Origin of the sequence: Rhizobium sp. BT03, assembly GCF_030053155.1 — a bacterium.
Classification (GTDB): Bacteria; Pseudomonadota; Alphaproteobacteria; order Rhizobiales; family Rhizobiaceae; genus Rhizobium.
In genome coordinates, this window is sequence record NZ_CP125645.1 from 211,145 (window position 1) to 232,264 (window position 21,120).

Here is a 21,120-nt window from a genome sequence, read left to right on the forward strand (position 1 = left end):
GGAGATCCGGTTAGGGCCGGGACAGAAGGCTGCCGGGTGGGAGTGCACGGACATCGGGATCGACCACTTTCGTCGCCTTGGCTACCCTGGCATGGCGCATGCTGTAGCCGTAGTCCAACACGCGCGTTCCATCCATGATGAACAGTTGAGCCCTGTCAAAGCCGGGTCGCAGCATCGCCGTGACGGTGATTGCCTCGTAAACCCGCGCGATACGGAAAGGCTCTTCGGGGTATACGTGAACGAGCTGGTTCACTGCGGGCGAAGCGCTGTGGCTGCACGCGCCGGCCCACGGCACCAGCATGAACTCGTAAACCAGGTCTCCTTCCTGGTCGATCGGCAGGATGAAGCCCGTTAAATCGACGGTCTGTGCATCATCTCGCCATGCAAGAAGTTCAGCTTCCGGCCGGTCCCTCGCGAGCGGTTGAACCGATCGGGCCGGTTGGTCATCCGGTCGCAAATCGCTCCACGAAATCGACTTGGCGCCCGCATCTGCGGCCGAAGCCAGACAGGTGAAGCCAACCAGAAACAACACGGTCCTCAAGACGGGATGATGGCCCATCACTTTGCGCTCCGAACACAGTGGTCGGCACAGCATTGATCGAATAGGCAGCCTTTTCAAGCTGTCCGCATGATGAACAGACGCCCGATCCGCGTCGGTTTTTCTTCCTCCACCGGGGTGCTTGCACTGAGCGCCATACCCGGCACCGGCCGTCACTGAGAACGCCGAAGCAACGCGGAGGCTGTTCCGCCTCGCGGCGCGTAGATCCGCCGTGGCGAAACGGTCCGTTTGTCAATCACGCTCACGCGACTACTTTATGTGAAATCATCCCTCCTCTCGGTGGAGGAGAGGAGACGAGCGGGAGCAAGTCATGTGCAGAAATATCAAACCCCTGTTCAATTTCGATCCGCCGGCGACGGACGAGGAGATTCATGACGCCGCGCTTCAGTTCGTGCGCAAGCTGAGCGGAACCACCAAACCGTCGAAACGCAATGAGGCGGCGTTCAAGCAGGCTGTTGTGTCGATCGCCAAATGCGCCCACGAGCTGCTCAGTTCGCTTGAAACCTCCCAACCTCCTCGCGATCGAGAGGAAGTTGCCGCAAAGGCACGAGCGAGAACAGCGATCCGCTTCGCGTAAGAGAGCCCTCCGGCTAAGTCGGGGCGGGTTGCCAAGCGCCTTGGATCGCCTATCCTGACAGCGATGGATGTGCGGTTCGATGGAGCGGGCCCCTTGTTCGAAAAATTGCGGCATGGATTTCAACTGCCCGGAGCCAGCTTGGCTGAAATCGAAGAATGCGAAACCAAACTCGGGGTCATATTGCCTGACGACTATAAGGCGTTCCTGCGTGTCTCAAATGGGTTCAATGACGAGATCGGTCGGGGATACCTGGTTCTTTGGAATATGCAGGAGCTTTCATTGGCTGCTGGGTACGAAATGTTTGAACTCCAGGAGCGTCGCTTTCTGATCGGTTCGAACGGCGGGCCGACTGCCTATGGCATCATAGATGGAGACTACGTCTCGATCCCGTTTGTGTGCGCCGGCCCATGGGAGGATGAGGTCAGAGTGCTTGGGAGCGGCTTCGAGCAGTTCATCATTGCGATCGAAAGCGGGGAAGGTTGGTAACGGCCCCGCCGTTTCGGGTTTTGAAAGAGAGCCCAATCTCGAGCTCGTTGCGCACCTGTCGCGGTTAGTCCTCGCGCGACCGCTTGATCTCGACAGGCGTCTTCATGATGATTTCCCGATGCGGGAACGGGATGGAGATGCCGGCTTGCTTGAAAGCATCCCACAGCGCCATCAGCACCTGGCCCCTGACATTCGTCAGGCCATTTGCGGGGTCGGAGATCCAGAAGCGGAGCCGGAAATCCAGCGACGAAGCGCCAAAGCAGGTGAGCCAGCATACCGGCGCCCTGTAGTCGTTGGCGACGCGATCCACCGTCGAGGCGGTCGCGATTGCGATCCTGACGACCTCATGCGGGTCGCTGTCATAGGCCGTGCCGAAGTCGACGTCGATCCTGACGTAGTCACTGGAGAACGACCAGTTGACGACCTGTTGGGAGATGAAGTCCTCGTTGGGGATGAGGTATTCTTTGCCGTCACGCGTGATGACCGAGACGAACCGCGAGCGCAGATCGCGGATCGAACCGAAGGTATCGCCGAGCGTGATCGTGTCGCCCGGCTTGATGGATTTATCGAGGAGGATGATGATGCCGGAGATGAAGTTCGATACGACCTTCTGAAGGCCGAAGCCTATTCCCACGCCAACCGCGCCGGAAAAAACGGTCAATGCGGTGAGATCGATTCCGGTGGCTGACAAGGCGATTGCGCCGGCGATCATGATCAGGCCGATTTTTATGAACTTGCTGATCAGGACCTTGATCGATGGCGAAAGATCGCCCGATCTCTGCACCCAATGGGACAGGACATTGCCGATGAGAACCGCGACCCAGATGAGCGCGGCGGCCAAGACGACGACTTTCAGCACAAGAAGGAGTGAAAGGCGCATAGCGCCCAGATTGACAGCCAGCCCATCGAGCGCGGAGAGCACAGGACCGTCAAGCCGGAGTGCGTACAACGCGACGTAGCTCCAGCTGAAGATTGCGACGAAACGCGACAAGGTGGGATTGCGGATAATCTTGGTCAGAACGGAGATGATGAACCACGCCGCCGTCAGCGTCAGGGCGGTCGAGATCAGCCAACGTCGCGACGGCCAGGTCGTTTGAGTGAGCACGACGTTTGCAAGCCATAGCCACATGGCAAGAAAGAGCCATTTCAAGCGGCGCATGAAAGCGATTATGACGCGCAGCAGGTCCGGGTTACCTTTGATGCGCCTCGCTCTCGATTCCAACGCAGGCTCAGTGCGTGACGCCAGGAAAGACGCTGCGACGTAACCGACGGCGATGATCCCGAATTGGTAAAACGTCCATTCGCTCAACACGAACGTTCTGAGCCATAGTTCGAACGCCTCGATTGTCTGCCTGACGTCCATGGTTCCGGCCTTTTGAGAGCTTCAAGGCAGATAAGGCGCCGACACGAGTTTTGTTCAATTCACCCGGGATAGTCGGTGATCGGGCGACGGCCTTTGGCTGGATGACAGCGAGGCTCTTTCTGCCGCGACCGAAGGCGGGTATCCGCCAATGGGCGACCTCATTCAGCAGCGCAGCGATGGCCGTCCGACGTGGATTATCCGTGCAAGAGAGCGACAAGCGATATCGGTATCTCGACCGCGAAAAAATCCATTGCCGCACCGATAATCACCGCCCACACGACCATTAGGAAAATGAGCGCTGCAATCCTGATTTCTACTGGTTGCATTATCTGCCCCATCCCAGCATATGCGCGTCCCCCCGGACAAACCCTTTTTATCCCTCGGGCAAATTCGCTATACGCGAGGATGATGTGCGACCGTAGAGAGCGGCGGCGCATGCAGTGCGGAAGTCTCGGCTCTCTCCAAACCGATGTCGCTTTGACCCATCAAGTCGCCGGACATAGCTCCGTTGCTGCTGCGTTCGAGATAGTGGCCATCCAGGAAGGAGCGGTAGGCGTCTGCGATGCCTTCCTTCAGACCAATCTTGGGAGACCAGCCGAGCGCGCGAAGCTTGTCGACGCTCAAAAGTTTACGGGGCGTGCCATCCGGCTTGGTCAAGTCGCGCTTGATACTGCCTTTGAAGCCGACGACCTTGGAGACGAGGTATGCCAATTCGAGGATGGTAATGTCTTCGCCGGAACCGACGTTCACATGACTGTCGGCGGAATAGGTCTTCATCAGATGGACGCAGGCATCGGCACAATCGTCAACATGCAGGAATTCGCGCCGCGGCGTGCCGGTACCCCAGATGCCGATCTCTTGCTGCCCGTTGATCTTGGCCTCATGCGCCTTGCGTATGAGCGCCGGCATGACATGGCTTGACCCGAGGTCAAAATTGTCCTCCGGACCATAAAGATTGGTCGGCATGGCCGAAATGAAATCTCTGCCGTGCTGTTTGCGATAGGCATGGCAGAGCTTCAATCCGGCGATCTTGGCGACCGCATACCATTCATTCGTGGGCTCAAGCGATCCAGTCAGAAGTGAATCCTCGACGATCGGCTGGTCAGCGAATTTCGGATAGATGCAGGACGAGCCCAGAAACATCAGTTTTTCGACATGAGCTCCATGGGCCGCGTGGATGACGTTGGCCTGGAGAATCAGGTTGTCGTAAAGGAAGTCGGCCGGATAGGTAGCGTTCGCGAGAATGCCGCCGACCGTCGCAGCGGCCAGGAAGACGGCGTCGGGACGATTCTTGCTCATCCAGGCTTCCACCTGCTCCTGCCGTCTGAGGTCGACCTCGGCACGGGTGGCCGTCAAAATCTCGCAGCCCTCGGATGCGAGACGCCGCACGATCGCAGAGCCGACCATGCCGCGGTGGCCCGCGACATAGACTTTTTTTCCGGCAAGGCTGTAGATCACCTCAGGCATAAGCAAACCCTCTGGTTACGCCTGCCGAAGGAACGTTTCGCGCCATGACCTTCAGGTCCTCGCGAACCATCTCCGCGACCAGCTGGTCAAGACTGGTCTCATGTTTCCAGCCAAGCTTGGTGTGCGCCTTCGTCGGATCGCCGATCAGAAGATCGACTTCAGTCGGACGGAAGTAAGCCGGATCGATCTCCACCACACACCGGCCGGATGTCTTGTCGTATCCCTTTTCCTCAACCCCGTTCCCGCGCCAATCGATTGGCATGCCCACCTTGGCAAAGGCCTTGTCGACAAAGGAACGAACCGAGTGCGTTTCGCCGGTTGCAAGGACATAGTCCTCCGGTTCGTCCTGTTGCAGCATCAGCCACATGCCGCGGACATATTCTCGTGCATGTCCCCAGTCGCGCTTGGCGTCCAGATTGCCGAGATAGAGCCTTTCCTGCAGTCCAAGATGGATCGCCGCCGCCGCCCGGGTGATCTTGCGGGTCACGAATGTTTCGCCGCGGATCGGGCTTTCATGATTGAACAAAATGCCGTTCGAGGCGTGCATGCCATATGCCTCGCGATAATTGACCACAATCCAATAGGCGTAGAGCTTGGCCGCCGCGTAGGGGGATCGAGGGTAGAAAGGCGTCGTTTCGCTCTGCGGGACTTCCTGGACTTTGCCGTAGAGCTCGGAGGTGGACGCTTGATAGAAGCGGGTTTTCTTGGTCAACCCCAGGAGGCGAATTGCTTCGAGCAGCCGAAGGGTGCCGGTTCCATCCGCGTTCGCCGTGTATTCCGGCGTCTCGAAGGAGACTTGAACGTGGCTTTGTGCGGCGAGATTGTAGATCTCGTCCGGCTGCGTTTCCTGAACGACACGGATGAGATTCGTCGAATCGGTCATGTCCCCGAAATGCAGGATAAAGCGGGGATTCTCGATGTGGGGATCCTCGTAGAGATGCTCGATGCGACTGGTGTTGAAGGACGATGAGCGGCGCTTGAGGCCGTGAACGATATAGCCCTTCTCCAAGAGCATTTCGGCCAGATACGCGCCGTCCTGACCTGTTATACCAGTAATCAGCGCAACTTTTCGGGTTTCTCTCATTCCACTATCCATGGTTCCTCCGACTCGATACCAATGCAGAAGCAAATTGAGCGTTTAAACATCGCGTGTGATGCATTCATGCTTTGAGTTTGTAGTATTTCATCAGAGATTTCGAAAACAACTCCGAGTCGCTGAAGTTATACAATGCATGCTTTTCAGGGTTTACGTTGTTGATCGCGACAACGATTTCCGAATTTCGCGAGCTTTTCATTTGCTGCAGGCTGAACTCGACCGCGCGGCGGCTTGTCTTCCCCCATCTGACGATCGCCAGTGTTCTTTCCGCCAGGGCCGTCAAATGGACGGTATCTGTCGAGGCGAGCACAGGCGCGCTGTCGAAGATGACGATCTGGCCGGCGGCGACCGCCGTCTCGATGATTTCTGCCAGGCCGTTCGGACGGACGCGCCGCTGGAGACTGAATTTTCCAGATGGAATGAAATCGATGCCGCTTGGATGGTGGTAGACGATGTCGCGGAAATCGGCCTGGCCATTCAGGAATTCGTTCAGTCCGTACATGACTCCCGACCTGAAAAACGTATCGAGTTTTCCCCGTCGAAGGTCGCCATCGACCAGCAGCACCGGAATTGCGGCGGCGGCTAGTTCCATAGCCAGCGATCGCGCGACAAGCGACTTGCCGTCTCCGCTGTGCGCTGACGTAACGACGATGCTGTTCGGCAACTTGCCGCCATTGGACTGCTTGAGTGAAAGCACGACGGTACGGATTGCTTCGTCAAACATCGGCACCGGCATATGTGAGAACATCGTCTTCGAATTTTCTCTGCGCGCCAGACGCGGGATAAGTCCAGCCGGTATCGAGCGCGCCATTCCAGCTATTTGGTCGAAACTCCGGACCGTCCGGTCCCACATTTCGACCACGAAAGCAGCCGTTACGGCGGCCGAGATCGCAGCCAGGAGGGCGCCCACCAGATAGGAAAGCCGTCCACGTCCCTGTGACGCGAGCGGTACTGTAGCCGGTGTTAAAACTTCCAACTCCGCCCCCGGCAGCATGGCCTTCGCGGCAAGGTCGCGGCGCTGGTTCTCAAGCTTGTCGAGTGCCGTTTGTTCCTTTTCGGCGATTTTCTGCAGTCGCAGCAATTCCGTCTGCACCAGCGCATCGCGTATGCGTTTTTCATTCGCAACAACCAACCTGGATTGTACTGCCTCAGCTTCATGATCAAGGGCGACGAGCTTGGCGCGCATTGTCTGGAGATATTGTTTGGTCGCAAGTTCGAGATCGGCACGGGATTCTTCGATCTCTCCACGTAGCTCCACCACGGCCTCGGCATTGCCGTCATATGTCTCAAGAAGACGGGCGAGATCCTGCTCCTGTCCGCGAAGATCGCGTTGCTTTATGGCAATGCTGTCGGGAACGACGATATTCTGCGCAGCGACCGAAGTGTTATCCGCGGCCTCAAGCGCCGAGATCACCGCCCCTACCTCAACCCGGCTTTCTTCGATTTTCCCTTCCCGGCCAGTGAGTTCCAGAAATGACTTGATCCGTTCCTCCTGAGCGTCCTCTTTCGAGACGACGTCCATCGATTCTTGATAGTTGCGGGCAGCGTCGCGAGAAATGTCCGCGCGCGCCTGCTGTTCCGTGATGCGCTGTCGGATCCATTCCTCCGCTGCATCCAGACGGCCACTGACATTCTCCTTCCGCTCATCGAGGTAAATGCTGATGACCCGGTTCGGAACCGCGGCTGCGAGTTCAGGATCAGTCGAATTGAAGCTGATCTGGACAACGTCACTCTTGTCTTCATGCCACACGCCGAGCGCCCTGTAATATTCCGGGATGATGGCGTTGATGTTGTTCCGGTCAGGCGAGGCGGTTTTTTTTGTGTCGAACAGGCCGCGCAACTTTGCCCGGATCTTTTCAATGAACGAGATCTTCCGCAGTGCTGGATTGAATTCCTCCCGCAGGTTAAGCTGCAATTCACGGACAACTCGCTCTGCGATACTTCTGGATAGAAGCCGCTCAGTCTCGGATTTCGCGTCAAGTAGATCACTGCGGCTGGTATCGTCCGCATCAAGTGATATTGCGAGAGGCTGGTGGACAATCAGCCGGGCCCAGCCCTGGTAGGTGGGCTTCAACCCAAAGATCATAATCGCCGCGGGCACCATGAGCAGTGCGGCTATCGAGATGATCATGATCATTCTGCGACGGACGAGACGGTAGATGGATGCCAGATCGAAGTTATCAGCCTTTGTCTCTACCTGAAAGCGAGGGTCGTATCGCATCGGCGAGATCGGAAGATTGCGGTCCGGCGGAAGAGTGGAAATCGTCATCGTGCGCCAACCATTGCTTGAGGTTTCGCGGAAACGGTTTCGTAGAGTTTCTCGAGCGACCGCATATAGGCCTTCATGCTGAAATGGTTGAGGTAATGCATGCGCCCCTGGACTGAGAGGCGGATGCAGGTTTCCGGATCGGTCACCAGTTTCGCCAGGGCTGCAGCCAAGGCATTCGGATCTCCGACGGGGACGAAGATCCCGGTTTCACCGTCGGTAATGACTTCGTCATGCGCTCCGACACGCGTGGTGACGACGGCGAGCCCGTGGGACAGCCCTTCGAGCACGGCCATTGCCAGACCTTCTGCGTGCGAAGGCAGGACCAGGATATCTGCACGCGCACACAGGGCCCGCGCCTCGGCGGCGTCGAGCCAGCCGGGCATCTCTACCAAATTGGAAAGCGACATGGCGTCAGCCTGACGGCGATAATCCTCAACGGGCCCGTCGCCTGCCAATACAGCCGTCCACCTGAGCTCTTTCATCACGGGGTGGCTGAGGGCCAGCAGAAGCTCCGTGACGCCCTTGCGTTCGCTCAACCGGCCAAGGAATACGATCAACGGTGTCTGGCCGGCGCGAATATCGTGCGCCCCGGGATCGGGGACGCAATTATGGGCAATGACCGTGCGGCGCTCGTCAACGCCCAGAAGGGTCGTCAGCGTTATGCGATCGCGCCGGCCCAGCGCCACAACGCAATCGGCGTTCTGAAACATCCGACGGATGAGGCGTTGTTGGCGCGGCGAGCGTTGAGCAAAGTCGCCGGCGTAGTCGTAATCGTGCAGGTGCAGCATGTGGCAGCACCCGAATAATCGGGCAGCCTCCGTCAGGATCAGTTTTCGCGACGTGCTGCCGCGGCCGGCGATATGGATATGGTGAATGCGGTCGGGTGCAACGATCCGGTCCTTTGCCATCGTCAGGATGGCGCCGATGAGGCGCGCCGGCGACGTCAATTTAGACCATCGCGCCCCTCTCGTATCGGTGACGAAATGTTTGGCGCCGGTCTCTTTCGCCGTCTCTGTTATATAGCCGACCAGCCTGCCAATGCCGCCGCCGTTCTCGCAGCCGCCCGGAACATAATGGCGGACGCTGGCCGCGCTCCGTGCCGACAGCCGACTTCTGTCCGTGAGGGCTTCCATCAGCATGACCCGACCACCTCCCGATAGACGGCGGCGGCCTGGCCGCCGACCCGTTCAGGCGAATTCGGTCCTTTGGCCCATTGAAGCGCATTGGTGCCGAACGTGTTTCTAAGCTCGCCGCTGTCTGCCAATGTCCTGATCGCTGCCGCGAGCTCTTTGGCATCTCCGGGAGGAACCACCATTCCCAACCCGTTGGGCTGAACCGTGTTCCGCAACTCGCCGACATCGGTGACGATGACCGGTTTGCCAAAGGCGGCTGCAAGGTTGAGCACACCGCTTTGGGATGCCTCCGTATAGGGAAGCACGACGATGTCGGCATCCAGGAAAAGCTGGGCGACCTCCGCATCCTCGATGAAACGATTGCGAATATCGTAGCGGCCGGCATCCCCCATAAGCGGCTGGAATATCAGCGGGTCGTCGCCACGCCCTGCGACCGTGATGCGCAGGTTGGGAAGCAGGTCCTTGAGCATCGCTTCGGCCCGGACCAGATGTTCCAGGCCCTTGTAGGCAAAAATCCGTCCGAACAGCAGGACGCGGATCGTTCCATCGGCGTCGCGCGGCGTCATATTCTGTCGCTGGGCGAGTTCCGCATAGCGAAGGATGGAGGGATGCGACAGGACATGGACGCGATCGGCGGATTTCGCGTATCGATCGAGAACCAGCTGCTTCAGTCCCTCGCCGTGGACGACAAGATGCCCGGATTGCCTCACCATCAATTCGGGGGCCCAGCCGGGCAGGGTGCGCGTCTCCAAATCGCCGGGATGGATTTCCACGTCATGGATGGTCGTCACAAGCGGGATCGGGCGCCAGAACGGCACGGCGAGGTTCAGCCAAAGCGTAGAATTGCTAAGGAGATGAATGAGGTTCGGCTGTTCCCGCCGGATCAGGCGCGTAAGCTGGTACAGGAACCAGGGATTGGAGAGAGAACGGTGTCTCGGCCAGTCCAGAAGGTGCAGGTCGACAGCCGGATCGAAGGAAGAGGCGAGATGTGCATAGCGCCGGCGCGGCACGGCAAGCACAACGTCCAGGTGCTGGGCAACGCCGCTGGCGAAGGAGATGGTATAATCTTCCAGTTCGGAAACCAGTAGCAGCGCCTTCATTTCGCTGCCTCCGACAAGCCTACGTCAAGGCCGAGCCGTGAAAGGCCGCGCGCCGAGCGCAGACTATCGCGCGTCCGCCTGAGCAGGTTCGGTTCGCCGGCAAAGAAGAGGCCTTCGACGGCAAGTTTGAGCCGGCTGAGGGCATCGGCTCCCTGCAGCTTCGCCGACGCAACGCGATAGGGATAGTGATCCGCCAGATGCAGCCTTGCCGGCAGTTCATGGGCTGAGAGAAACAGGTTCGTTGCCTCAACGGTATGCCGCCAGTGCGTCATCCGCCTTCTTAGCGTGGCGGCGTCCTCGGTCGAGCGATACCAGTTGTTATTGTGGATGCGGTAGAAGCCGAGCGGATCCGGCATGGCAATCACGTCCCCCAGAAACGGATAGATCCCCACGAGCCAGGCGTCGGCTGATATGCGGAACTGTTCTGGAATGGCGCCCGCAGCATCCCATGCGCTCCGTCGCACCGCGACGGCTGACGTCATCGGAAAAGGCCACCAACCAGCCGATCTGGCGAGCAGCGACGACAAGGCGCCCGAACACAGGGTCCGAGGGATCGGCTTGGACGTCGGCGTGCCATCGACAAGCGTCGGCTGCAGTCGATGATAGACGAGCGACGCTTGAGGGTTTGCGCGGAACGCGGCTGCCGTCGCCGACAGCTTGCCCGGCGCCCACCAGTCGTCGGCATCCAGAAAACAGAGGATCTCGCCCATGCTTGATCCGACAGCGGTATTGATCGCAGCGGCCTGTCCTGCGTTCTCCTGAAAGATCACCTTTACGCGGCTGTCATACGCTTCCAGAACAGCCCGCGACTGGTCGGTCGAGCCGTCGTCGACGACGATTATCTCGACGTTGCGCGCGTCTTGGCTCAACACGCTGTCTATCGCCCGCCCAAGGAAGCGAGCGTAGTTGTAATTATTGATGAGGACACTGAGGGCCGGCCGCTCCATGACGCGCTCTCAGGCGGGTTGCCGCGATGCGCCGCTGTACAGCGCAAAGTTGCTTAAGAGATCGGCCTTTACGCAGCCATCGCGGTTTGCAGCGTCGGTGACGGCGATATCCGAAATAGCGTGTCGGCCGAACAGCATTCTGCGCAGAGCCGATGAGATCGCCGCTGATAATGCCACGACGAGTAGAGCGCCCGTCGTGCTGCATAGAGAACTAGGATCATGACGCAGAAACATAGCAATCCTAACCTTCCAGGCTTCGACTGCAGAGATAGACCCTGCCAGAATTGTTGCCTCATTGCAGTGGAACCGCGGCTTAACCACCACGCTTCATAAGACATTCATCGCCACGGTACCGGTGAACGGACACGTGCAACATCTGCTCTTAAGGGCAATTCGCGGACATGAAGGCCCGTCTTTTGGGTAAATGCCGGCTGAAAGCGTAGGCGCAACATCGTCTTTGGGTGAAGCGAAGGTGCATTAGGCGTAGCCCGCCCTTCACTAGGACAGGTTGACCGCGGATGCGGCTGGATGATTGCCTGAGAGCAGCGCCAGCCGCGAAGGCCGACAGCTGTTTTTTGATCTTGTCTGTTCAACTCAGTCGGGACGGATAATGAGAGTAGATAGCCTTAGAACTGCCAGCGGACCAACCATCAGTTGGCGAGTCATAGAATGCTGGGGCGCCGGCATATCTCTTTTTCTTCAGGCAGGCGCCTTTCTGCCACTTGTCCTTTCAGATGCGGACGGAACGCTCAGCGAATCTGCCAAATCCATCCTGCGTCTTCCTTGCCTTCCTATATATGCATTTACAGCCGTGATCCTGATACGCAATTTTCCGCAGTTTCTAACGGCGCTCAGGCGAAATCTCATTCTTCCCCTGATGCTCGTCTTGCCGTTTTTGTCTACCCTGTGGTCGATATCACCGCCAACGACCTTGAGGCGCGCAATCGGCCTTTTGTTTTGCATGCTTCTTTCCTATGTCCTGGCAATACGTTTCACGCCGAGGCAGCTGCTGTTCCTGCTATTTGTGACGCTCGGAGCCTGTATCGGCCTGAGTGTGGTTATATCCGTGGTGTCACCAAGCCTCGCCAGTATGCCGGACGGTGCTATGCGGGGCGTCTTCATTCACAAGAATGTCTTGGGCTGGTACGCGGCTCTGATGATCCTGGTGGCGACGGCGGTGCTGATCGACGGGACGTTCGGCCTGCGGCGAACCGCGTTCATCTTGTTGGCGGCAGGTGTGATCTGCCTTGCAAGCTCCGGATCGATGACCGCGATCATTGCAACGTCGGTGGCGTATTGCCTGATCGGCTTTTATTCCCTGCTGCAAAGAAGCAGCAGCATTGGCCGCGTCGTCATCGTCCTGTTTTTCGTTCAGCTGTCTCTTGCCATTCTGATTTCGCTTCACGAGTTCCTGGTTCCGGCCCTTGAAGCGCTCGGCAAGGACGCGACTTTGACGGGTCGGGTGCCATTGTGGGAGCTGGTTGATCGCGAAATATCCGATCGTTGGTTGCTTGGCTATGGTTACCAGGCTTTCTGGACAGTGGCGAACCCCGAAGCGACGCATATCTGGTTGAAGATCGGCTGGGCGGCGCCCCACGCGCACAATGGATACCGCGATATCTTGATGAGCTTTGGGATCACGGGAATGATTCCGTTCGTTCTGATGGTTCCCTATGCAATCCGCCAGGGCGGATTCCTTCAATGTCATGATTCGCAGTACGGGTGGCTCTGGCTCAATGTCCTGACGATCATGATTCTGGTGATGAACCTGACCGAAAGTATTTTTTTCGTTCAGAATGACGCCATCTTCATCCTGTTTACCACAGCCATCATCATGTTTTCGCTATACGCGCCCGTCGTTTCGATCAGCCATTCGCCGCCTTGGCAGGCGCCCGCGCGTGGCCTTACGAGCGGGCTGCAGGCATCATGAGGCGGCGTCTTGGACTGATCCTGAGCATTTTGCCTGTGATGCTTTTTCCGCAGTCCAGCAATCCGGCTCCAGTTGGGACAGAGATAGATCCGCCCGAGCGCCTGCAGATGCTCGTCAGGGAGGCAACTTGCGCGGAAGCTTCCGCGACTTTGCCAGCCGAGCTGAGTGGAACTTCTTTAAGCGGCGTCTTCAGCGGCAGCACCGGGCCGCGGACAATATTTTACGTTTCTCCCGATGGCAAAGACACCTGGAGTGGCCTTCTTCCGACCGCAAATCAGCAGGGAGGCGACGGCCCTTTCGCCAGCATTGAAAGAGCCCGTGATGCTGCCCGTGAGAAGGGCGGCGCCAACACAATCGCGCTGGGTAAAGGCGATTACTACCTTACTCAGCCGATCGTCTTTGACGCCCGTGATGCGGGTTTGATCCTGACGGCAAGATGCGATGAAGCGCCGATTTTGCATGGGGGCTCACGCGTGCCCAACTGGGCACAGCAGGCTGACGGTCGCTGGACGGCGCCGCTGAAATTGCCGCCGGATGCAGGGATCGGTGACCTCTTCGTCAATGGGATACGCCAAACCAGGGCGCGATTTCCCAACGCCCCCGCAGATGGCGATCCACGCAAGGGATGGTTGTTTGCCGCAAAGTGCCAGCCTGCCATCGACGTGTCGGAAGGAAACACGCGCTTTTGTTTCCATGCCGGCGATCTTCCGGCGGTGGATGATATAAGTGGACTGGTCGCGGACATCGTTGGAGGGTATCGACCCGGAAGCCAGTGGGGCAATGATACGCTGCCGGTTGTATCCATCGATGGCGCCGGTCGGACCGTCCATACCAAAGGCACAGGCTATTTCTTTACCGCGGAAGGCAGCCGCTATTTCCTTACAGGAGCCAAGGCCTTGCTCGATGCTCCCGGAGAGTGGTGGTACGACCTTGCCGGGGGCCAGCTTCATTATATCCCTGTCGATCGATCATTGCCCAATTCCGTCGTCGTTGCCGGCGTTCTGCCGACATTCTTCAAGTTGGACGGGGCCAATGGGATGGTTATTTCAGGGCTCGAGTTGAGAGATGGAGCCCCTGACGGCAGCGGCAAGTTTTATACGGAAACCAGAGGATTTGGCGCCATACGGATCGAGCACGCCGATGGCGTCAGGATTGTCGGCAACAGCATCGAGAATGTCGGCGTCGGGGTCCATGTGACGGAAAGCAAGGATGCGTTGATTGCCGCCAATGTGATTGCGGATGTGGCTGGCAACGGGATCTACATCGGCACAAATTATGGCACGTTCGGCAAGTCGAACGGCGCCAGAATCCTTTCAAATCATATCCATGACATCGGAACGATCTACATTGAAACCGCCGGAATATGGTTCCAGGCGGCAGACAATGTCAGGATCGCCGACAACCTGATCGAAAACACGGCGCAGTTCGGAATTGCCGGCGGCTCGCTGTGGGGTGCCAATGATGCCGTCTATAATGCCGTCATCGAGCATAACGTGATCCGTAACGCCAATCAGCAGACGGCAGATGGCGGCGCCATCAAGATGATGGGTGAGCAGGCCGACCCTCTGAACAGCACCATCCGCTCCAATCTTGTGACCGGGACCGGTCATCTCATGAACAGGGCCGACGGGACGTTCTGGCCCCCCGGATATGAGAATACCCGCGAATGGCCGTCTCCCATCAGCTGGGCGATCTATACGGATGGCAAGGCGAGCGGGCTGCGCATCGAGGGAAATACGCTGTCGGGCAACGTCGCGGCGATCGGTATCAACGGCGGTTGGAGCAACCTGGTGGCGGGAAACGTCATCACACACGGATCGGGCGCGGCTTTTCGCGTTGATGACGGTACGGGCAGGGGTTGGCATCCGCCATGGGCGCGCCCTAATCGTATCGAGGAGAATATTGTCTCGGTTGACAGTGACAGCGGCATTGTCGCCTATGTCAACGCTCCCGATCTTGGGCTTGGATTTGTGCAATTCGCGCGCAACCGCTACAGCGGCAACTTGAACAGCCGGAGCTTCCGAATAGATCCGAGGATCATGCGTTCGGGAGAATTTGGCAGTCTACGGGATCTTCAGAAGGCTGGCGCAGACACCGGAAGCTTGATCGCGCCGCCCGAGTAACAAAGGCGCCGCGACGCGCGGTGTTCTGCGGCGATAAAGCCGGCAGCGGTCCTGCCGATCCATAGAATGATCGATCGCGTCAAGGTAAGCCGCAGCCTCCACCAGCGTCGGCATTTGCCCGGCATGTGCGATCCGCACATCAAAAATGACGGCATCGCCGCTCATACGCGCAGGCCTTCCTCCGGCACGCTCTTTACCAGGCCCTTGCCATCAGCTTTCGGTCGAACCTTCAACTCGCTGGCGGGGTTTCATTCTGATCCTGGAGATGGAACGCCATCCTTCCCGGCTTTGTTCGCGCGAGGGCGAATATCTTCTGCGGCTCTGCGGTCATCAAAAGGAGCAACATGGCAAGCCATGGGGTACATGGACTTACTTCGAATATCGTACGTCATCCCGGCGTAAGACGTAAATATCAAGTCTCTTCTACGTCCAATAGCTGGAGCGGCAAGTATGGAGGCAATCGACCTGCCGGGATATTCTGATGACAGTTTCAGTCGCGAAAGCGCAGGTCATGAGAAAACAACCAGTACGCAGCAGCCCAACTTCTGTTCTTCACCCGGAGGGCTCTTTAGGATGGACGAATGTCCTTGGTGTTCGCGTCTCGGCAGTCAATCTCAAAAGCGCGACCGGGTTTATTCAAAAAGCAATCGAAGACGGCCGGAAGGAATATGTCTGCGTTCGCGACGCACACGGCATCGTCCGATGTCAGGACGATCCCGAGCTCCGGTCGATCCATAACCGCGCGTTCCTCGTAACCCCCGACGGCATGCCGCTTGTCTGGGCGCTGAGACATGCTGGTCATGCGGAAAGCGACAGGGTCTATGGACCGGACCTCATGCTGTCCGTTTTCGCTGCCGGCAGCGAAAACGGCTTGCGCCACTTCCTTTATGGCGCAACGCCCGAAACGCTGGAACAACTGCAGGCGCGCCTTCTCGCAAAATTTCCGCAGGCACGGATCGTCGGCTCCTATGCGCCGCCTTTTCGCAAACTGTCGACGCGGGAGGAAGCGGATGTCGCCGACCGGCTCAATCGGTCGGGCGCCGATATCATCTGGGTCGGGCTGAGCAGCCCCAAGCAGGAACTCTGGATGGCGCGCATGCGCGATCGCCTTGATGCATCGATGCTCATCGGTGTCGGAGCCGCATTCGATTTCCATGCCGGTCTCAAGCGCCAGGCTCCGAGGTTCATTCAAAGAAGCGGCTTCGAATGGGCGTTTCGTCTTCTGTGCGAGCCGCGGCGGCTGTGGCGGCGCTATGCGCTCGTCGTGCCGGCCTTCATCTCACTGACAGCATTCCAGAAACTGGGACTTCGGAAGTTTCCGATCGACGATGCCGTTTCCGGATCGGGTGCGTCGGGACAAATGCAGTAGAGGGGTAAAAGCGTCATGTCCATATTTGTGCCGTCAGCGATGACATCGGGTCGATCGAAGGCACCCACACCAAATGACATGACATCGCGGGCGATTCCGGCAGGGTCCGTGCCGCCCATAGCAGCCAAGACCGCCGATGCCTTCGTATGGGCGGGGCTGACTATGCCCGTCGCACTACGGCGCCGGCTTCCTCGGCTTGCAACGTCGTCCTTCCTGGTCGCCGGCGACATTGCAAGCTATTTGATTGTCTATTTCGCTCTCCTGTCCATTCTTCCCAGTGGTTCTGAGGGCACGATAGCGGAGCGTGCGTTCACGGTCGCCGCACTGGCTGCGATTGTTCTTTACGCATCGGCCGGCCTCTATCCCGGATATCGGTTGCATGACCACGAACATCTGCGGCGGCGCACGATCGCTGCCGTCAAGGTGGCTGTCCTGGCGGCATTCGGAGCCATTATCCTGCCGGAGGGGGAACGCCTGCTGCTTGCCATTGTTGTGTTCCTCGGTCTCGGGCTGATCGTTCAGCCATTTGTGCATTGGCTTGCACGAGGCCTGTGCTGGAGACTTGGAATTTGGGGGGAGCGCGCGGTTGTCATAGGGGGACGCAACCTTGCCCCCGCGCTCGTGGCGCATTTCAACAACCACTGGCAGTATGGCATCAGGCTGGAGCCCTTTTCCCCCGATAGTTTGGAGGCACTGCCAGGTGGCGGGCCGTCCATTGCGGTGATTACGGGCGACACGGGCTCATTTGTGCCCGACCTGGCGGCGATGCGTCGGAAGTTCGCCGAGGTCATTTTGCTGTCCGACACGCCGAACCTCAAGGTAAGCGGATTGCGACCCGCGGATATCGGCGGAGAGATCGGTATTCGCCTCACCACCGGTGGGAGTTCGATCAACTCGGATCCGGTCCGCCGGATCCTCGATCTCGCAATCGCCATCCCTGCAACGATCGTGGTCGCGCCATTCATCGCGATTGCAGCGGCTGCAATCTATGCCATCGATCCAGGTCCTGTCTTCTTTCGGCATGCCAGGGAAGGACGGTCCGGCAAGCCGGTGCACGTCCTGAAATTGAGGACGATGTACCAGGATGCAGAACAGCGCCTTGAAGCACTGTTCCGAGACAACCCTGCCATGCGCGCCGAGTGGTTGAGCCACTTCAAGCTCAAGGACGATCCGCGCGTCCTTCCGATTATAGGACATATGCTGCGCTCTTCGAGCATCGACGAGCTCCCGCAATTGGCGAACATCATTGCGGGCGAGATGGCCTTTGTGGGACCGCGCCCGTTCCCGGAATATCACCTTTCGGCGATGGACGGCGAATTTCGGGACAAGCGCCGTTCCGTCATGCCGGGGCTCACGGGTCTCTGGCAAATATCCGAACGAAGCGATGCGGATATCGAGCTGCAGCAGCAACTCGACGAGTTCTACATCGACAACCGGTCCCTGTGGTTCGACTGCCAAATTCTTCTCGGCACAATCCCTGCGGTCTTCAAGCGCAGAGGAGCCTGCTGACCATCCTCGCTTCCACGAGACAACCATCAACAACGGAGCACACCAATGCACGGACACAAGCGGATTATGGTTACCGGCGGCACCGGGTTTCTAGGATCATTCCTGTGCGAAAGGCTTTTGCGAGAGGGCAACGACGTCCTCTGCGTGGACAATTACTACACCGGTTCGCGCGACAATGTGCTGCACCTTCTCGACGATCCGCGCTTTGAGATCCTTCGCCACGACATTACCTTCCCGCTCTATGTGGAGGTCGACGAGATCTACAACCTCGCCTGCCCGGCATCTCCGGTCCACTATCAGCACGACCCCGTGCAGACAGTGAAGACCAATGTGCACGGCGCCATCAACATGCTCGGCTTGGCAAAACGCACCAAGGCGAAGATCTTCCAGGCCTCCACCAGCGAAGTTTACGGTGATCCGGCCGTCCATCCTCAACCCGAGGAGTATCGCGGCAGCGTCAATCCCATAGGCCCGCGAGCATGTTATGATGAAGGCAAACGGTGTGCCGAAACATTGTTCTTCGACTATCATCGTCAATACGGTGTGGAAATCCGGGTGGCGCGGATCTTCAACACCTACGGGCCGCGCATGCAGACCAATGACGGCCGCGTCGTCTCGAATTTCATCGTTCAGGCGCTTCAAAACGAACCGATCACCATCTTCGGCAACGGCACGCAGACGCGCTCCTTCTGCTATGTAGACGATCTGATCGAGGGCTTCATCCGCCTGATGGGCGCGCCGGCCGGGGTCACGGGTCCGATCAATCTCGGTAACCCGGGAGAATTCCAGGTTCGGGAACTGGCCGAAATGGTCATCGAGATGACGGGATCGAAATCAGGCATCGTTTACAATCCTCTGCCGATTGACGATCCGACCCAGCGCAAGCCCGACATCAGTCGCGCAAAGCACGATCTGGGCTGGCAGCCGACGGTGAACCTGCGGGAGGGGCTCGAGAAAACCATCGCATATTTCGAGTGGAAGCTTTCTGGCGGAGCCAAAAGCGCGCCTGGCATCCGGTCCTCGCGAACGGCTTACACCTATCTGCCTACCCCGGCCGTCGGCCTTCCCGTTCCGCAAGCTGCGCCGCTCGGAAGGTGAACAGAAACGGCAAAACGCAAATCAAGGCTCGGTTCCGGTCAATGAACCGAGCCTCAAACCGCGGTTTGCAAAGAGCCGCGACCGTCGGACCTGCAAATCGCCGCAAAACACTGAGGACATGAAGCATGCGCATTGCTGTTGTTACGCCATACTACAAGGAGCCTAACGAGCTCCTTGAGCAGTGCCGGGCGAGCGTTCTCGACCAAACCGTTGCATGCGATCATATTTTTGTTGCCGACGGGTTTCCGAACGCTGTCGTCGGTGGCTGGCGCGCAAAACATTTCATCCTGCCGAATGCCCACGGCGACGCTGGCAACATGGCGCGCGTGATCGGCAGCCTCAGCGCCTTTGCCCAGGGCTATGACGCAGTGGCGTTCCTCGATGCGGACAACTGGTACCAATCCGACCACGTCCAGCGCCTGCTTGACCTTCACCGCCGCACCGGTGCTGCGGTTTGCACCTCGAGACGTTCGATGCACCGCGCGGACGGCAGCTACATGTTCGACGACTCAAAGAGCGACGGCCGCACGCACGTGGATACCAACTGCCTATTTCTGACGCGACCGGCCCTGCCGATCATCGCGCGCTGGGCTCACATGCCGAGGGAACTCTATCCAGTAGGAGATTCCGTCTATTGGAGCTCGATCCGGAGTTCCCGGCTGTCGCGCGCTCACGAGCCGACTGCGACGGTATGCTACCGCACGACTTGGGAAGCCGATTACAGGCGGATGGGAGAGCCTGCCCCTGCGGGCAGCAAGACCCTCGCCTTCACCGACCAGCCATACTACTGGTTCAAGTCTCTTCCGGCTCGGGATCGCTGGCGCATCTGGCAGGATTTCGGCTTTCCGCTCAGGCGGCGCACGGTCGCAAAGCTGGTCGGCCAATATGCGCTGTCAAGGCTTTCTCCCTACTCTTATCTCGGCGCCAAACATGAGTACTGACAGTCTGCCGAGCCCCTGATCTCTCGTCTTCCTGCGTCCGGAAGATCTGTCGAACCAAAGAGGGACGCTGTGCGTACGGAGGAAGAAGTTTGCAACGTGTTGATGTCGTAATACCCTGCTATAACTATGCCCATTTCCTGCAGGAATGCGTTGAAAGCGTCCTTTCGCAAACGGGCGTCGATGTGCGCGTGCTCATTCTGGATGACTGCTCGCCGGACAATACGCCGGAAGTCGGAATGGCCCTGGCGTCCCGCGACAAGCGGGTCACTTATCGGCGCCACGCGGCAAACATGCGCCACATCGCCACCTATAATGAGGGGATCGATTGGGCCGGCGGTGACTTATTCCTGCTTCTTTCTGCGGATGATTATCTCTGGCCGGGCGCGCTGGACCGCGCAGCGGAGGTGATGCGCAACTATCCGGATGTGGGGTTGGCGTTCGGGAACGCGATCATAGCCGAGCCAGATGGCAGCATGAGCAAACGCGCCGATCCTCTCGGCGACCATTACGTGCCCCCCATGCAGATCTTGTCCGGTCGGCAATTCATGCAGTTGAGTGGAGCACGCAATCTCGTTCCAACGGCGACCGCTGTCGTGAGGACCGCGCTGCAAAAGCAGGTCGGCGGCTACCTCAAGGAACTGCCGCATGCCGGCGATATGGAAATGTGGCTGCGGCTCGCATCACATGCCGGCGTAGCTTTCATCAATGCCGATCAAGCAGTATATCGCCAACATGCCTCGAATATGTCGCTGCAATACTATGGAGAAAATATTCTCTCCGATCTTCTGCAAAGAAAAAAGGTTTTCGATATCCTATTTAGCCAAGCGGCCGATGGCCTCAGAAAAGATGAGATGTTACGGCGCTTTCTTGCCAGAGATCTCGGAAAACAGGCGCTTCGACAGGCTGGCATCGCATTCAACAACTTCGACGTTGCGACGGCCGTGGCGATTCAGCGCTTTGCATTGGAGGTTTCCCCCAATGTGCGAAATTCATTGCCCTGGATCAAATTGGTCTGCAAGCAGACGATCGGCCCAAAGTGCTGGTACGCCTTGAATTCTATGCGGCGAAGAGTTGCCGCATGAACAGGCAGGACCGGACCGGGTTAGTTCATCCGCAAGTACCGAAACAGCAGTCCCTGTCGAGCACTCGATCG

General features: G+C 58.4%; 17 protein-coding genes. 9 read left to right on the forward strand and 8 right to left on the reverse strand.

Going from position 1 to position 21,120, the window contains the following annotated elements; translation table 11 throughout:
- Positions 1-10 precede the first annotated feature (10 nt).
- A complete protein-coding gene (locus QMO80_RS32075; protein WP_283201592.1) occupies positions 11-559 on the reverse strand; it encodes a DUF3299 domain-containing protein in 549 nt (182 codons plus the stop codon).
- Positions 560-869: 310 nt separating this feature from the next.
- Between QMO80_RS32075 and QMO80_RS32080 the strand changes: the two genes are divergently transcribed.
- The gene (locus tag QMO80_RS32080) at positions 870-1,136 is read left to right on the forward strand and encodes a DUF2277 domain-containing protein (RefSeq protein WP_283201593.1); all 267 of its coding nucleotides are present in this window, start codon (positions 870-872) and stop codon (positions 1,134-1,136) included.
- 93 nt (positions 1,137-1,229) lie between these two features.
- Complete coding sequence (locus QMO80_RS32085; protein ID WP_283201594.1) at positions 1,230-1,622, forward strand: SMI1/KNR4 family protein; 393 nt, start codon at positions 1,230-1,232, stop codon at positions 1,620-1,622.
- A 64-nt stretch (positions 1,623-1,686) separates the two neighbouring features.
- On the opposite strand, the gene QMO80_RS32090 is transcribed toward QMO80_RS32085, so the two are convergent.
- The 7 genes from QMO80_RS32090 to QMO80_RS32120 all read right to left on the reverse strand — a co-directional run bounded on the left by QMO80_RS32090 (position 1,687) and on the right by QMO80_RS32120 (position 10,997).
- Positions 1,687-2,985: a mechanosensitive ion channel family protein gene (locus QMO80_RS32090; RefSeq protein WP_283201595.1), complete on the reverse strand. Its 1,299-nt coding sequence runs from the start codon at positions 2,983-2,985 to the stop codon at positions 1,687-1,689.
- A gap of 393 nt (positions 2,986-3,378) precedes the next feature.
- Complete coding sequence (locus QMO80_RS32095; protein WP_283201596.1) at positions 3,379-4,452, reverse strand: GDP-L-fucose synthase; 1,074 nt, start codon at positions 4,450-4,452, stop codon at positions 3,379-3,381.
- The gene (gene gmd / locus QMO80_RS32100) at positions 4,445-5,548 is read right to left on the reverse strand and encodes a GDP-mannose 4,6-dehydratase (protein ID WP_283201597.1); all 1,104 of its coding nucleotides are present in this window, start codon (positions 5,546-5,548) and stop codon (positions 4,445-4,447) included. Before gmd ends, QMO80_RS32095 begins: the two co-directional genes overlap by 8 nt.
- Positions 5,549-5,612: 64 nt before the next feature.
- On the reverse strand, positions 5,613-7,817 hold the full coding sequence (locus tag QMO80_RS32105) for a polysaccharide biosynthesis tyrosine autokinase (protein ID WP_283201598.1): 2,205 nt from the start codon (positions 7,815-7,817) through the stop codon (positions 5,613-5,615).
- Positions 7,814-8,956: a glycosyltransferase gene (locus tag QMO80_RS32110; RefSeq protein WP_283201599.1), complete on the reverse strand. Its 1,143-nt coding sequence runs from the start codon at positions 8,954-8,956 to the stop codon at positions 7,814-7,816. Before QMO80_RS32110 ends, QMO80_RS32105 begins: the two co-directional genes overlap by 4 nt.
- Entirely contained in the window at positions 8,950-10,050 is a 1,101-nt protein-coding gene (locus QMO80_RS32115) for a glycosyltransferase family 4 protein (RefSeq protein ID WP_283201600.1), read from the reverse strand. Before QMO80_RS32115 ends, QMO80_RS32110 begins: the two co-directional genes overlap by 7 nt.
- The gene (locus QMO80_RS32120) at positions 10,047-10,997 is read right to left on the reverse strand and encodes a glycosyltransferase (RefSeq protein WP_283201601.1); all 951 of its coding nucleotides are present in this window, start codon (positions 10,995-10,997) and stop codon (positions 10,047-10,049) included. The genes QMO80_RS32115 and QMO80_RS32120 overlap by 4 nt, the downstream gene beginning before the upstream one ends.
- 610 nt (positions 10,998-11,607) lie before the next feature.
- On the opposite strand from QMO80_RS32120, the gene QMO80_RS32125 reads away from it, so the two are divergent.
- The 7 genes from QMO80_RS32125 (at position 11,608) to QMO80_RS32155 (ending at position 21,049) form a co-directional block, all read left to right on the forward strand.
- Positions 11,608-12,927 carry an O-antigen ligase gene (locus QMO80_RS32125; RefSeq protein ID WP_283201602.1) on the forward strand — a complete coding sequence of 440 codons (1,320 nt, stop codon included), beginning with the start codon at positions 11,608-11,610 and terminating at the stop codon, positions 12,925-12,927.
- Positions 12,924-15,050 (forward strand): right-handed parallel beta-helix repeat-containing protein, encoded by a 2,127-nt coding sequence (locus QMO80_RS32130; protein ID WP_283201603.1) that lies wholly within the window; start codon positions 12,924-12,926, stop codon positions 15,048-15,050. The genes QMO80_RS32125 and QMO80_RS32130 overlap by 4 nt, the downstream gene beginning before the upstream one ends.
- Positions 15,051-15,561: 511 nt before the next feature.
- The gene (locus QMO80_RS32135; RefSeq protein ID WP_283201783.1) at positions 15,562-16,419 is read left to right on the forward strand and encodes a WecB/TagA/CpsF family glycosyltransferase; all 858 of its coding nucleotides are present in this window, start codon (positions 15,562-15,564) and stop codon (positions 16,417-16,419) included.
- Positions 16,420-16,434: 15 nt separating this feature from the next.
- The gene (locus QMO80_RS32140; RefSeq protein WP_283201604.1) at positions 16,435-17,928 is read left to right on the forward strand and encodes a sugar transferase; all 1,494 of its coding nucleotides are present in this window, start codon (positions 16,435-16,437) and stop codon (positions 17,926-17,928) included.
- A 45-nt stretch (positions 17,929-17,973) separates the two neighbouring features.
- Positions 17,974-19,026 carry a UDP-glucuronic acid decarboxylase family protein gene (locus tag QMO80_RS32145; RefSeq protein WP_283201605.1) on the forward strand — a complete coding sequence of 351 codons (1,053 nt, stop codon included), beginning with the start codon at positions 17,974-17,976 and terminating at the stop codon, positions 19,024-19,026.
- 125 nt (positions 19,027-19,151) lie between these two features.
- Complete coding sequence (locus QMO80_RS32150; RefSeq protein ID WP_283201606.1) at positions 19,152-19,967, forward strand: glycosyltransferase family 2 protein; 816 nt, start codon at positions 19,152-19,154, stop codon at positions 19,965-19,967.
- A gap of 89 nt (positions 19,968-20,056) precedes the next feature.
- Entirely contained in the window at positions 20,057-21,049 is a 993-nt protein-coding gene (locus QMO80_RS32155) for a glycosyltransferase family 2 protein (protein WP_283201607.1), read from the forward strand.
- The last annotated feature ends 71 nt before the right edge of the window (positions 21,050-21,120 follow it).

What these genes read in the sequence shown, in the direction of transcription:
- QMO80_RS32075 (WP_283201592.1), bottom strand. Translation starts at nt 559, where the DNA reads ATGGGCCATCATCCCGTCTTGAGGACCGTGTTGTTTCTGGTTGGCTTC.
- QMO80_RS32080 (WP_283201593.1), top strand. Translation starts at nt 870, where the DNA reads ATGTGCAGAAATATCAAACCCCTGTTCAATTTCGATCCGCCGGCGACG.
- QMO80_RS32090 (WP_283201595.1), bottom strand. Translation starts at nt 2,985, where the DNA reads ATGGACGTCAGGCAGACAATCGAGGCGTTCGAACTATGGCTCAGAACG.
- QMO80_RS32095 (WP_283201596.1), bottom strand. Translation starts at nt 4,452, where the DNA reads ATGCCTGAGGTGATCTACAGCCTTGCCGGAAAAAAAGTCTATGTCGCG.
- gmd (WP_283201597.1), bottom strand. Translation starts at nt 5,548, where the DNA reads ATGGATAGTGGAATGAGAGAAACCCGAAAAGTTGCGCTGATTACTGGT.
- QMO80_RS32105 (WP_283201598.1), bottom strand. Translation starts at nt 7,817, where the DNA reads ATGACGATTTCCACTCTTCCGCCGGACCGCAATCTTCCGATCTCGCCG.
- QMO80_RS32110 (WP_283201599.1), bottom strand. Translation starts at nt 8,956, where the DNA reads ATGCTGATGGAAGCCCTCACGGACAGAAGTCGGCTGTCGGCACGGAGC.
- QMO80_RS32115 (WP_283201600.1), bottom strand. Translation starts at nt 10,050, where the DNA reads ATGAAGGCGCTGCTACTGGTTTCCGAACTGGAAGATTATACCATCTCC.
- QMO80_RS32120 (WP_283201601.1), bottom strand. Translation starts at nt 10,997, where the DNA reads ATGGAGCGGCCGGCCCTCAGTGTCCTCATCAATAATTACAACTACGCT.
- QMO80_RS32125 (WP_283201602.1), top strand. Translation starts at nt 11,608, where the DNA reads ATGAGAGTAGATAGCCTTAGAACTGCCAGCGGACCAACCATCAGTTGG.
- QMO80_RS32130 (WP_283201603.1), top strand. Translation starts at nt 12,924, where the DNA reads ATGAGGCGGCGTCTTGGACTGATCCTGAGCATTTTGCCTGTGATGCTT.
- QMO80_RS32135 (WP_283201783.1), top strand. Translation starts at nt 15,562, where the DNA reads ATGAGAAAACAACCAGTACGCAGCAGCCCAACTTCTGTTCTTCACCCG.
- QMO80_RS32140 (WP_283201604.1), top strand. Translation starts at nt 16,435, where the DNA reads ATGTCCATATTTGTGCCGTCAGCGATGACATCGGGTCGATCGAAGGCA.
- QMO80_RS32145 (WP_283201605.1), top strand. Translation starts at nt 17,974, where the DNA reads ATGCACGGACACAAGCGGATTATGGTTACCGGCGGCACCGGGTTTCTA.
- QMO80_RS32150 (WP_283201606.1), top strand. Translation starts at nt 19,152, where the DNA reads ATGCGCATTGCTGTTGTTACGCCATACTACAAGGAGCCTAACGAGCTC.